Source organism: Hymenobacter persicinus (assembly GCF_004167665.1).
In the GTDB taxonomy this organism is placed as follows: domain Bacteria; phylum Bacteroidota; class Bacteroidia; order Cytophagales; family Hymenobacteraceae; genus Hymenobacter; species Hymenobacter persicinus.
This window is the reverse complement of the sequence record NZ_SEWE01000030.1, coordinates 1-11,861: the sequence shown is the minus strand read 5'-3', so window position 1 is coordinate 11,861 and position 11,861 is coordinate 1. Positions and strand designations below refer to the sequence as shown.

11 protein-coding genes and 1 pseudogene are annotated in these 11,861 nt (G+C 61.9%); 5 read left to right on the top strand and 7 right to left on the bottom strand.

The window, feature by feature from the left end:
* Positions 1–31 precede the first annotated feature (31 nt).
* Positions 32–1,009 carry an isopenicillin N synthase family dioxygenase gene (locus EWM57_RS13995; RefSeq protein WP_129921780.1) on the top strand — a complete coding sequence of 326 codons (978 nt, stop codon included), beginning with the start codon at positions 32–34 and terminating at the stop codon, positions 1,007–1,009.
* 230 nt (positions 1,010–1,239) lie between these two features.
* Complete coding sequence (gene chrA, locus EWM57_RS13990) at positions 1,240–2,382, top strand: chromate efflux transporter (protein ID WP_242510075.1); 1,143 nt, start codon at positions 1,240–1,242, stop codon at positions 2,380–2,382.
* An 81-nt stretch (positions 2,383–2,463) separates the two neighbouring features.
* Here the strand turns inward: chrA and rfbA are convergent, their stop codons facing one another.
* The 7 genes from rfbA to prmC all read right to left on the bottom strand — a co-directional run bounded on the left by rfbA (position 2,464) and on the right by prmC (position 9,757).
* On the bottom strand, positions 2,464–3,345 hold the full coding sequence (rfbA, locus tag EWM57_RS13985; protein WP_129921778.1) for a glucose-1-phosphate thymidylyltransferase RfbA: 882 nt from the start codon (positions 3,343–3,345) through the stop codon (positions 2,464–2,466).
* Positions 3,346–3,410: 65 nt separating this feature from the next.
* The gene (locus tag EWM57_RS13980) at positions 3,411–4,418 is read right to left on the bottom strand and encodes an SDR family oxidoreductase (RefSeq protein WP_129921777.1); all 1,008 of its coding nucleotides are present in this window, start codon (positions 4,416–4,418) and stop codon (positions 3,411–3,413) included.
* 101 nt (positions 4,419–4,519) lie between these two features.
* Positions 4,520–5,575: a dTDP-glucose 4,6-dehydratase gene (rfbB, locus tag EWM57_RS13975; RefSeq protein WP_129921776.1), complete on the bottom strand. Its 1,056-nt coding sequence runs from the start codon at positions 5,573–5,575 to the stop codon at positions 4,520–4,522.
* A gap of 113 nt (positions 5,576–5,688) precedes the next feature.
* Positions 5,689–6,708, bottom strand: coding sequence for a UDP-glucose 4-epimerase GalE (gene galE, locus EWM57_RS13970; protein ID WP_129921775.1), 1,020 nt, complete (start codon positions 6,706–6,708; stop codon positions 5,689–5,691).
* 102 nt (positions 6,709–6,810) lie between these two features.
* Entirely contained in the window at positions 6,811–8,109 is a 1,299-nt protein-coding gene (locus EWM57_RS13965) for a nucleotide sugar dehydrogenase (protein ID WP_129921774.1), read from the bottom strand.
* A gap of 53 nt (positions 8,110–8,162) precedes the next feature.
* Entirely contained in the window at positions 8,163–8,765 is a 603-nt protein-coding gene (locus EWM57_RS13960; protein ID WP_242510074.1) for an acyltransferase, read from the bottom strand.
* A gap of 131 nt (positions 8,766–8,896) precedes the next feature.
* Positions 8,897–9,757, bottom strand: a complete 861-nt coding sequence (gene prmC, locus EWM57_RS13955) for a peptide chain release factor N(5)-glutamine methyltransferase (protein ID WP_129921773.1) — start codon at positions 9,755–9,757, stop codon at positions 8,897–8,899.
* Between the two features lie 153 nt (positions 9,758–9,910).
* Here prmC and ribD point away from each other — a divergent pair, with 153 nt between their 5' ends.
* The 3 genes and pseudogenes from ribD to EWM57_RS13940 all read left to right on the top strand — a co-directional run.
* The gene (ribD, locus tag EWM57_RS13950; RefSeq protein ID WP_129921772.1) at positions 9,911–10,945 is read left to right on the top strand and encodes a bifunctional diaminohydroxyphosphoribosylaminopyrimidine deaminase/5-amino-6-(5-phosphoribosylamino)uracil reductase RibD; all 1,035 of its coding nucleotides are present in this window, start codon (positions 9,911–9,913) and stop codon (positions 10,943–10,945) included.
* Positions 10,946–11,049: 104 nt separating this feature from the next.
* A complete protein-coding gene (locus tag EWM57_RS13945) occupies positions 11,050–11,532 on the top strand; it encodes a GAF domain-containing protein (protein ID WP_129921771.1) in 483 nt (160 codons plus the stop codon).
* Between the two features lie 91 nt (positions 11,533–11,623).
* Positions 11,624–11,861, top strand: a pseudogene (locus EWM57_RS13940) (hypothetical protein); the annotation flags it as partial.

Genomic DNA, 11,861 nt, shown 5'->3' with positions numbered 1-11,861 from the left:
GGTTTGCTCAAAAGTATATTGATTTTCCGCTATGGAAGAAAAATTGTTGGAAGAAATTCCATCCCTCGACTTGGCCGATTTCCGTTCCGGTGACCCGGAGCGCAAGGCCCGCTTCGTCCAACAGCTGGGCGAAGCATATCAGAACATCGGTTTCGTAGCCCTGAAAAATCATGGCCTGACCGACGAACAGACCCAGGCGCTGTACCGCGACGTGCAGGAGTTTTTTGCCCTGCCTGATGAGGCCAAGCAACGCTACGAAAATCCGGCGCTGGCCGGGCAGCGCGGCTACATCAGCAAAGGGAAAGAGCATGCCAAGGGCCGCAACACCGGCGACCTGAAGGAGTTTTTCCACGTGGGCCAGGAGGTCGACGACGAAAACGACCCCATCGGCAAGGAGTATCCGGCCAACATCTGGCCCGAGGAGATTCCCACGTTCCAGAAAAGCACCTTCACCACCTACCGCACCCTGGAAGCCGCTGGCAAGGACGTGCTGCGCGCCATTGCCCTGTACCTGCAGCTGCCGGAGAACTACTTCGACGACAAGGTACACAATGGGAATTCGATTCTGCGCCCCATCCACTATTTCCCGATTGAAAACCCGGATGCGGTGCCAGCGGATGCCGTTCGGGCCGCCGAGCACGGCGACATCAACCTGATTACGCTGCTCATGGGCGCCAGCGCCGATGGCCTGCAGGTGAAGCGCCGCGACGGCAAGTGGATTCCCATCACGGCGTTGCCCGACCAGATCGTGGTGAACGTGGGCGACATGCTCCAGCGCCTGACCAACGGCGTACTCAAGAGCACCATCCACCGCGTGGTGAACCCCGCCCGCGAGAAAATGAACTCCTCGCGCTTCTCGGTGCCGTTTTTCATGCACCCCCGCTCCGAAATGAGCCTGGCAGCTCTGCCGAGCACCGTGACGCCGGAAAACCCCAAGAAGGAGGCCGACATCACCGCCGGCGAGTTCCTCAATGAGCGCCTGATCGAACTGGGCCTCAAAAAGAAGTAAGCCGCTCAGCTGCTGACGCTTTCAAAATCGGTTGCCGGGGTTCAGAACCACCTTGGCAACCGATTTTATTTTGGTAAGTTCGGCAACTGCCGGGCCTACGTATACTCCGCACAGCCCCTCACCCTTACCCTTTCGGCTTGGAAACGGAAGAAATCCAGCTTGCGCCGCCCCCCCGGGGCCGCCGCGGAGCTCGTACGAAACGGGTTCGGGGCATTATTTTCCTCAAGGACGTGCTTACCCTGGGCTGCACGGCCTTCGGAGGCCCGCAGGCGCACCTGGCCATGATGCTGCGCCTGCTGGTAGATAAACGACGCTACCTGACGGCGGCCGAACTGCTGGAGCTGACGGCCCTGTGTCAGATTCTGCCTGGCCCCACTTCCACCCAAACTATCACCGCCATCGGCTACCGCCTCGGCGGACCCAACCTGGCTTACCTGACCGTACTGGTTTGGATGCTGCCCGCCGTCACGATGATGACCTTGGCGGGCCTCACCATTACCTACCTCGATAAAACCCAGGTTTCCAATCTGGTGCAGTACGTGCAGCCCATTGCCGTGGGCTTCGTGGCATACTCGGCCTACAAGATTGCCGAGAAGGTTATCCACACCAAAACCTCCGTGGCGCTGATGGTGGCGGCGGCCATGCTGGCCTACCGCTTCCAGCTGCCCTGGCTGCTGCCGCTGCTGCTGCTGGCCGGGGGCGCCGTCACGACCTTCCGCTACCGTAAGATGCCCGTGCTGGCCGACAAGCAGCCTTTGCAGATTGAGTGGGCCAACTTCGTGCTCTGGCTGGGCATCCTGATTGGGGCGGCGTTGCTGGGCTCCTACACCCGCCTGCTGCCCGTGCGGCTGTTCGAGAACTTCTACCGCAACGGCAGCCTGGTGTTTGGGGGTGGGCAGGTGCTGGCGCCACTGCTCTACGCCGAGTTCGTGGAGTTTAAGAACTACCTCAGCACCCAGGAATTCCTCTCGGGCCTGGGACTGGTCCAGGCCATGCCGGGCCCCAACTTCTCATTCGCCTCCTACATCGGGGGGCTGGCCATGCGCCGCGACGGCAGCGGCATCGGCGGGCAGATTCTGGGCGCGGTGGTGGCCGCGGCGGGCATTTTTATGCCGGGCACTTTGCTGATCTTCTTTTTGATTCGCTTCTGGGACCAGCTCAAGCAGTATCGGGTGGTCAAAGCCTCGCTGGAGGGACTTAATGCCGTGTCGGCGGGACTGGTGTGCGCGGCCACTTTTCTGCTCTACCACCCCCTGCCCGACACGCCCGCCAACCTGGGCTTGGTAGCGGCCACGTTTTTCCTGCTGCTCTGGGACAAGGTGCCCTCCTACGCCATTGTGGCGGCGGGGCTGCTGGCTGGCGTGCTGTTTTAGTCGCGCTTCAATTGGTATCGGCTGAACGCAAAAAAGCCATTCCCGCGCGGGAATGGCTTTTTTGTATCCGGTGAAGTTCGTCTATTCCTGGCTGAGCAGTAACTGCTCGGGCAGGCGCATGAGGTAGTCGCCGTAGCCGCTCTTGCGCAGGGGCTCGGCAATTTTGCGCAGCTGCTCGGCGTCGATGAAGCCCTGGCGGTAAGCTACTTCCTCAATCGAGCCGACCTTGAGGCCCTGGCGCTGCTCGAGTACCCGCACAAATTCGCCGGCCTGCATCAGGCTTTCGAACGTGCCGGTATCGAGCCAAGCGGTACCGCGGCCCAGGATGCCCACTTTGAGCTTGCCCCGGCGCAGGTACTCTTGGTTGACATCGGTAATTTCGTACTCGCCGCGGGGACTGGGCTTCAGGTCGCGGGCAATCTGGATGACCTCGTTGTCGTAGAAGTACAGGCCCGGCACGGCGTAGTTGCTTTTCGGCTTGGCTGGCTTTTCCTCGATGCTGAGGGCCTTCTTGTCGGCGTCAAACTCCACCACGCCGTAGCGCTCCGGGTCGTGCACGTGGTAGGCGTACACCACGCCGCCGTCGGGGTTGCTGTTGGCCTTGAGCAGCTCCTCCATGCCTTCGCCGTGGAAGATGTTGTCGCCGAGCACCAGGGCCACCTTGTCGTCGCCGATGAAGTCGGCACCCAGCACGAAGGCCTGGGCCAGGCCGTTGGGCACTTCCTGCACCGTGTACTGGAAGTTGCAGCCCAGGTTCTTGCCGTCGCCGAGCAACTTCTGGAACTGGGCCTGGTCGTGGGGCGTGGTGATGATGAGAATATCCTTGATGCCGGCCATCATCAGAATCGACAGCGGATAGTAGATCATCGGCTTGTCGTAGACGGGCATGAGCTGCTTGGACACGGCCAGCGTGAGCGGGTGCAGACGAGTGCCGGAGCCACCGGCGAGGATAATACCTTTCATCAGGGAGATGGTGCTTTAGTGAGGTAGTGAACGTTTCGGCGGCCTGAGCCGGCAACCGAAGCTAGTTAATTGCGCTCGGCAATGAACTCCGGATTGGCTTTAAACCAAGCTAGGGTTTTCTGCAGGCCCTCGCGGATGCGGATCTGCGGCTGGTAGCCGAGCAGGTTGTTGGCCTTGCTGATGTCGGCCAGGGAGTCGCGGATGTCACCGGCGCGGTCGGGACCGTACTCGGGGGTGATGTCGGAGCCGGCTTCCTCTTTCAGGATGTTGAACAGATCGTTGAGCGAGGTGCGGTCGGCCACGGCTACGTTGTAGACCTGGTTCACGGCCTCCGGATTCTGGGTCAGCGCGGCCTTGATGTTGGCCTGCACGCAGTTTTCCACGAAGGTGAAGTCCCGGGTCTGCCCGCCGTCGCCGTTCATGCGGGGCGGCTTGCCTTCAAGTACGGCATCGATGAAGAGCGGAATCACGGCCGCGTAGGCGCCATTCGGGTCTTGGCGGGGGCCGAAGATGTTGAAGTAGCGCAGGCCGATGATTTCCATGCCGTAGGTCTTGCTAAATACGTCGGCGTAGAGCTCGTTGGCGTACTTGGTCACGGCGTAGGGCGAAAGCGGCTTGCCGATGCGGTCCTCCACCTTGGGCAGGGCCTTATGGTCGCCGTAGGTCGAGGAGGAGGCCGCGTACACGAAGCGCTTCACGCCGGCTTCCTTGGCGCCCACGAGCATGTTGACGAAGCCTCCCACGTTCACGTCGTTCGAGGTAATCGGGTCATTGATGGAGCGGGGCACCGAGCCCAGCGCGGCCTGGTGCAGCACCACGTCCACGCCCTTACAGGCGTCGATGCAGGTTTGCCGGTCCCGAATGTCGCCTTCGATAACCTCCAAGGCCGGATTATCGGCAAACAGAGCCACGTTCTTGCGGAAGCCGTTGGAGAAGTTGTCGAGCACGCGCACCTTCTTGGCGCCGTACTTGAGCAGGTATTCCACCAGGTTGGAGCCGATGAAGCCGGCGCCGCCCGTCACCAGGAAAGTCAGGTTATCGAGCGGCTGCTCGTGAAAAGGAGTTTCGTACACTTCGGGAACGTTGAGTGTTAAATGCTACAGGTTGAATTGTCGCCAACACGAAGGCTGGCCAGACAATTCAACGCTCCGCATTCAAAAGTTGAAATTCAGCCCTAGCGCTGGGCGTACTGCTGCTGGTAGTATTGCTGGTAGGCGCCGCTGGTCACGTTGTTGAGCCAGGCTTCGTTTTCCAGGTACCAGTCCACGGTCTGCGACAAACCCTGCTCGAAGGTTACGGACGGCTTCCAGCCCAGCTCGTTCATGATTTTGCTCGAGTCGATGGCGTAGCGCAGGTCGTGGCCGGCGCGGTCCGTGACGAAGGTGATGAGCTTGCGGGAAGTGCCTTTCTCCTTGCCGGTCTTCTCGTCGAGCGTGTCGCAGAGCAAATGAATGAGTTCGATGTTGGCCCACTCGTTCACGCCGCCGATGTTGTAGGTTTCGCCCACCCGGCCCTTGTGGAACACGGCGTCGATGGCGGTGGCGTGGTCTTTCACGAACAACCAGTCGCGCACGTTTTCGCCCTTGCCGTACACTGGCACGGGCTGCCCGTGCTGAATGCGGTGAATGGCCAGCGGAATCAGCTTCTCGGGGAAATGGTTCGGGCCGTAGTTGTTCGAGCAGTTCGAGAGCTTGATGGGCAGACCGTAGGTGTGGTGCCAGGCGCGCACGAAATGGTCGGAGGCGGCTTTGGAAGCCGAGTAGGGCGAGCGGGGGTCGTAGCTGGTTTCCTCTGTGAACATCTCTGGGCCGAAGTCCAGGGAGCCGTACACTTCGTCGGTGCTCACGTGGTAGAAGGTTTTGCCCTCGAAGCCCAGGGGCTTCCACAGGTTTTTGGCGGCCTGCAACAGGTTCACCGTGCCCAGCACGTTCGTTTTCACGAAGGCCAGCGGGTCGGTGATGGAACGGTCCACGTGCGACTCCGCGGCAAGGTGAATCACGGCGTCGGGCTCCTCGGTAGCGAAGAGGTGGTCCACGAAAGCCTGGTCGGTGATGTCGCCTTTCACCAGCCGGTAGTTGGGGGCGCTTTCAATGTCGCGCAGGTTTTCCAGGTTGCCCGCGTAGGTCAGCGCGTCCAGATTCAGGATCTGGTACTCCGGATACTTGGTCACGAACAGGCGCACCACGTGCGACCCAATGAAGCCGGCCCCGCCGGTGATGATAATTTTCATAATCAGTGATTTAGGGAATTAGGGAATCTGTGATGCAGGGCATAAACGACTTAGTGGATTGGGGTCTGAGGCCACGGGGGCAGCACAACGCACTAAATCATTAAGGCCCTAACTCACAGCGTCTGCTGCCACTTCCAGGCGCTGGCCAGGGCCTCGTCCAGCGACGAAGCAGTGCGGAAGCCCAGCTCCTGCACCGACTTGGTGACGTCGGCGTAGATGGCGGGCACGTCGCCGGCCCGGGGTGGACCGATAACGTAGTTGAGCTTCTGGCCGGTGGCGCGCTCGAAGGCCTGCACCACTTCCAGCACCGAGTTGCCCCGGCCGGTCCCGACGTTGAAAGTTTCTACCAGCGCCGCCTTGCCTTCCAGCAGGCGCTGCACCGCTACCACGTGGGCCTTGGCCAGGTCCACCACGTGCACGTAGTCGCGGATATTAGTACCGTCAGGCGTGTCGTAGGTGTCACCGTGAATCGTGAGCTTCTCGCGGATGCCGGCCGCCGTCTGGGTCACAAACGGAATCAGGTTCTGGGGCACGCCCAGCGGCAGCTCCCCGATCAAAGCCGAAGGATGGGCACCGATGGGGTTGAAGTAGCGCAGCAGGATGGTGTGCAGGCTGGCGCCGGGGGCCGTGGCCACGTCGCGCAGAATGTCTTCGCACATCTGCTTGGTAGCGCCGTAGGGCGAGTTGGCCTTTTTCGTAGGCGTTTGCTCCGTGACGGGCAGCGCGTCGGGAATACCGTACACCGTGCAGGACGACGAGAACACCAGGGCTTCCACCCCGAACTCGCGCATCACTTGGAGCAGCGTCAGCAACGAGCCCACGTTGTTCTGGTAGTACTCCAGGGGCTTGCTGATCGACTCGCCCACGGCCTTGTGAGCCGCAAAGTGAATCACGCCGCGTAGGCTGCCTTCTTCGGCAAACACGGCGCGCAGGGCTTCCAGGTCGTTGCAGTCGATGCGGTGCAGCGGGACTTTCACGCCCAGAATCTTCTCAATACCCGCCAGCGCCGACTCCTGGGAGTTGACGAAATTGTCCACAATAACAGGTTGATAACCCGCCTCGTAGAGCTCTACTACCGCGTGCGAGCCAATGTAGCCCGCCCCACCCGTAACCAGTATTTTCGTTCTGTCCATCTTTCTAGTAGTGAGATAGTGAAATGGTGAACTAGTGCGTTGATGTTGGGTTTGCGCAATCAGCACGTCAAACTCACCATTTCACTATCTCACCAGTTCACCTTACAGGCTCCAGTACTGCATGTCCTGGATTTTACCCCGGAACAGGCCCTTGATGTCGACCAACACCGGATTGGGCGAGGTGATGGATTTAAAATACTCCTCGTCGAGCTGCACGTAGGGCAGGTGGCTGACGGCTACCAGCACCGCGTCGTAGTCCTTGCGGATGTTTTCCATCGGCGTCAGACGGAAGCCGTACTCGTGGTGGAGCTCGTCAGAATCGGCGTGTGGGTCCACGATGTCCACGTTCACGGAGAAGTTCTTGAGCTCCTGAATCACGTCGGCGACTTTGGAGTTGCGGATGTCTTCCACGTTTTCCTTAAAGGTTGCGCCCATCACCAGCACCCGGCTTTTCGACACGTCCTTGCCCTGCTTGATCATCATCTGCACCGTCTTGCGGGCAATGTAGGCGCCCATGTTGTCGTTGGTGGTGCGCCCGCTCAGAATCACTTTCGCGTCGTAGCCCAGCTCCTTGGCCTTATAGGTCAGGTAGTACGGGTCCACGCCGATGCAGTGGCCGCCCACCAGGCCGGGCGAGAACTTCAGAAAGTTCCACTTCGTGCCGGCCGCTTCCAGCACCTCGTAGGTGTTGATGCTCATGCGGTCAAAAATCATCGACAGCTCATTCATCAAGGCAATATTGACGTCGCGCTGGGTGTTTTCGATGATCTTGGCGGCTTCGGCCACTTTGATGCTGCTGGCGCGGTGCACGCCGGCCGTGATGACGAGTTCGTAGACCTTGGCAATGGTATCAAGGGCCTCAGCGTCGCAGCCCGACACCACCTTCACGATGCGGGCCAGCGTGTGCTCCTTGTCGCCGGGGTTGATGCGCTCGGGCGAGTAGCCCACCTTGAAGTCGCCGCCCGCGAAGCTCAGCCCGGAGTGCTTTTCCATCACCGGGATGCAGTCTTCCTCGGTGCAGCCGGGGTACACGGTGCTTTCAAACACCACGTAGTCGCCCTTCTTGAGCACTTTGCCCACGCTGCCGGAAGCGCCCAGCAGGGGCTTCAGGTCGGGCATGGCGTGCTCGTCGATGGGCGTGGGCACGGCCACGATAAAGAACGTGGCCTCGCGCAGCACGTCGAGCGAATCGGTGAATTCGATGTCGCAGCCCTCAAAGTCCTTGGCTTCCAATTCCCCGCTGGGGTCAATGTTGTTGCGCATCAAGTCCACGCGGGCGGCGTTGATGTCGAAGCCAATGACGCTGAGGTGGCGGGCAAATTCGAGGGCGATAGGCAAACCGACGTAGCCGAGGCCGATAACGGCGAGCTTGGTTTTTTTCTGGAGGAGTTGCTCGTACACGATGAGGGACTTAGAGACTGTAGAAACTTAGGGACAGAGAGCTACGGCCGAAATCAGCCGCGGGCTTCAGTTGGGCTGATACGGGAAACCTGATGATTAGTCAGTAAATACTGCTCGTGACTTTCCGGGCACTGGGCCCGGCCGGCCGCGTCGAACTGCAGGCGGTGCCCGAAGGCGCTCATCCAGCCGTGCTGCCGGGCCGGATTACCGTACACCAGAGCGTAGGGCGCCACGTCTTTCGTGACCACCGAGCCGGCCCCCACGAAGGCATATTCGCCCAGGCTCACCCCGCACACGATGGTGCTGTTGGCCCCGATGCTCACGCCTTGGGCTAGCCGGGTGGGCTGGTACTGGTCGCGGCGGGGCACGGCACTGCGAGGGTTGCGCACGTTGGTAAACACCACGGAAGGGCCAATAAACACGTCGTCGGCGCACTCGACGCCGGTGTACAGGCTTACGTTGTTCTGCACCTTCACATTACGGCCCAGCCGCACGCCGTCGGCCACCATCACATTCTGGCCGATGCTGCACCCCTCGCCCAGCTCGCAGCCGGGCATCAGGTGGGCAAAGTGCCAGATGCGGCACCCGGCCCCCACGCGGCAGCCTTCGTCGAGGACGGCGGTAGGATGCGCAAAGTAGGCGGGGGCTTCGGTCACAGGCTAATAATAATCCGCGGGGAGCGGGCAGTTTTTCAGCCGGCAAAGGTAGGGCTTTTCAAAAGTTTATAGGTGCCCGGCCGTATAAGTTTAGGCGCCGCGCAAATTCGGGCGCTGTGAACTTGAGCTCGTTAGGCCGGCCAGGTGGCCCGCAGCAGCCGGTCTTTGCCAAACATATCGGCCCGGGCTGCCACCTGCTCATACCCCAGCCCGCTAAGCAGATCCACCATTTCCGGAGCGTACTGCTCGTTGATTTCGAAGTAGAGGCTGCCACCGGGGCGCAGGTAGCGCCGGCCCAGCTCGGCAATGCGACGATAAAACCGCAGCGGGTCGTGGTCGGGCACAAACAGGGCCGTGGCCGGCTCGTAGTCGAGCACGTTGCGGCGCATCAAGGGCCGCTCATTTTCCAGCACGTAGGGCGGGTTGCTGACCAGAATATCCACCGAGCCCGGCGCCAGGCTGGTCGGCTCCTGGGTTAAGATGTCGACCTGCTCAAACTCCACGGGGCAGGCGGAGCGGGCAGCGTTGCGCCGGGCCACGGCCAGCGCTTCCGTCGAAATATCCACGCCCACGGCTTTCGTCGGCCGCAGCTCCTGGCTTAGGGCCAGCGGAATGCAGCCGCTGCCGGTGCCCACGTCGAGCAGGGTCAAACCGGGCCGGCCCTGGTTTTCCTGCGCAATCAGCTGCACCAATTCCTCGGTTTCGGGGCGTGGGATGAGCGTGGCGGGCGTGACTTCGAGCTCCAGACCGGCGAAGTGCGCCACGCCCAGCACGTACTGCACCGGCTCGTGGGTTAGCAACCGGCTTTGCAGAGCGGGCACCTGGGCCAGCACGGCTTCGGGCACGGCTTCGGCGGCCTGCATGCGGCGCTGCAAGGGCGACAGCACCAGCAGGTGCTCCACTACGATGCCCGCTATGGCGGCCGCCTCGGGCTCCGGGTACAGGGCCAGCAAGGCGCTGGTAAGGTCGGTGGTAAGCTGCCGGATGGTCATTTGATAAAGCAGGCTGGGGAAGGCGGAAATTCGGGCGGCGGACGGCGGCAGAAGATAGATGCCTGCTTTTCTTGCCCTGCAAAGCTCGGCCATCGGCCCGCAAACGGTTCATCCGGCTATCTTCGGCTCTGCAAAGCTACACTCCCGCCCGGTATGACTGATTTTGATGCTCTGATGATGCGCCGCGCGCTGGACTTGGCCCGCCTCGGCACCGGCTACGCCCGGCCCAATCCGCTGGTTGGCTGCGTGGTCACCCACGAGGGCCGCATTATCGGGGAAGGCTGGCACCGGCAGTACGGCGGCCCCCATGCCGAGGTCAATGCCCTGGCCGCCGTGGCCGACCCGCGCCTGCTGGCCGAAAGCCGGGTGTACGTGACGCTGGAGCCCTGCTCCCACTTCGGCAAAACCCCACCCTGCGCCGATTTGCTCATTGCCAAAGGTGTGCGCGACGTGGTGGTCTGCAACCTCGACCCCAACCCGCTGGTGGCCGGCCGCGGCATTGCCCGGCTGCGCGAGGCGGGCGTGACGGTGGAAACCGGCCTGCTGGAGGCGGAAGGCCGCTGGCTGAACCGGCGCTTTTTCACGTTTCAGGAAAAGCAGCGTCCTTATATCGTGCTGAAGTGGGCCGAAACCGCCGACGGCTACCTGGCCGGGCCCTATTTTCAGCCGGTGCGCATCAGCGGGGAAATAGCTCACCTGGCCACTCACCAGTGGCGCACCGAGGAGCAGGCCATCCTGGTGGGCACCCGCACGGCCCTGCACGACAACCCCCGCCTGAATGCCCGCAACTGGCCCGGCCAGGACCCGATTCGCATCGTTATCGACAAAAACCTGAGCCTGCCGCCCTCCCACCACCTGTTCGATGCGCAGCAGCCCACGCTGGTGTACACCTACCGCAGCCGCCCGACCCAAGGCAACCTGGGCTACATCACCCTGTCGGAGGCCGACGACTTGTTTCCCCAGCTGTTGGCCAACCTGCACCAGCGCAACGTGCAGTCGGTGCTGGTGGAGGGTGGGCCTACGGTGCTCAGCTCCCTGCTCCGCGACGGACTCTGGGACGAGATGCGCGTCATTCGCAGCCCCCGCACCCTGGGCGGCGGCATCCCGGCACCCCGGCACGGCCTCTCGGGCCTGCATGAGCAGTTTCGCCTCGGCGAAGACGAGGTGTTCGTGTATTTGAAACCTTAGCGGTGAGTTCGTGATTTAGCGACGTAGTGAGTGCGTTGGTTAACTCGCTCCCGTGAGCTCACACCTCCCCACTTCACCAGTTCACCACCTCACAAGTTCCCCGCATGGCCGAAGAGCTCATTCTCGATACGACGCTTACCAAAGCGGAAAAATACCGCCAGCTGCTGCCCCAGATCGAGGCCCTCACCGCCGGGGAGCCCGACCTGACGGCCAACCTGGCCAATACCGCCGCCGCCCTGCGCCAGGCCTTCGGGTTTTTCTGGGTCGGGTTTTACCTGGTAAAAGGCGAGGAGCTGGTACTCGGGCCGTTCCAGGGCCCCATTGCTTGCACCCGCATTCGGCTCGGCAAGGGCGTGTGCGGGGCCAGCTGGGCCCAGGCCCGCACCCTGCTCGTGCCCGACGTGGAGCAGTTTCCCGGCCATATTGCCTGCAGTTCCGAGTCGAAGTCGGAAATCGTGGTGCCCATCATCCGGGATGGCCGCGTGGTGGCCGTGCTCGACGTGGACAGCGACTTGCTCAACGACTTCGACTATGACGACCAGCAGGCCCTGGAGCAGCTCATGCCGCTGATGGCCAGCTGGTTTTAAGCCCCGCCTAGCTGACCCAGGCGGGTACCACCGAAAGGCGCTACCTTGCCGGCCGGCCTATTTTCTCCGCTCCTTTCTACTCTCCTCTGCTATGAAAACTCGCTTTTACCGCCTGGGCGACTGGCGGCGCAACCTGCTGCTGGTTACGGCCGCGGCCAGCTTGGCCGGGCTGCCCGCCTGCTCTTCCGACTCCCGCGGCACCGACGAAGCCGTTACCGACGACTGGGGCGGCGAAACCTACAGCGAGGGCGTCATCACGGAAATGACCGAGGTGAAGCCCGGGGAGTGGAAAGTAACGGCCGAGCGGCCGGCCGGCAAGGAGGAAGTGG

Coding starts and splice junctions, on each gene's coding strand:
- rfbB (WP_129921776.1), bottom strand. CDS start 5,575: ATGAAAATTATCATCACCGGCGGGGCCGGCTTCATTGGGTCGCACGTG.
- EWM57_RS13945 (WP_129921771.1), top strand. CDS start 11,050: ATGGCCGAAGAGCTCATTCTCGATACGACGCTTACCAAAGCGGAAAAA.
- rfbA (WP_129921778.1), bottom strand. CDS start 3,345: ATGAAAGGTATTATCCTCGCCGGTGGCTCCGGCACTCGTCTGCACCCG.
- prmC (WP_129921773.1), bottom strand. CDS start 9,757: ATGACCATCCGGCAGCTTACCACCGACCTTACCAGCGCCTTGCTGGCC.
- ribD (WP_129921772.1), top strand. CDS start 9,911: ATGACTGATTTTGATGCTCTGATGATGCGCCGCGCGCTGGACTTGGCC.
- EWM57_RS13995 (WP_129921780.1), top strand. CDS start 32: ATGGAAGAAAAATTGTTGGAAGAAATTCCATCCCTCGACTTGGCCGAT.
- galE (WP_129921775.1), bottom strand. CDS start 6,708: ATGGACAGAACGAAAATACTGGTTACGGGTGGGGCGGGCTACATTGGC.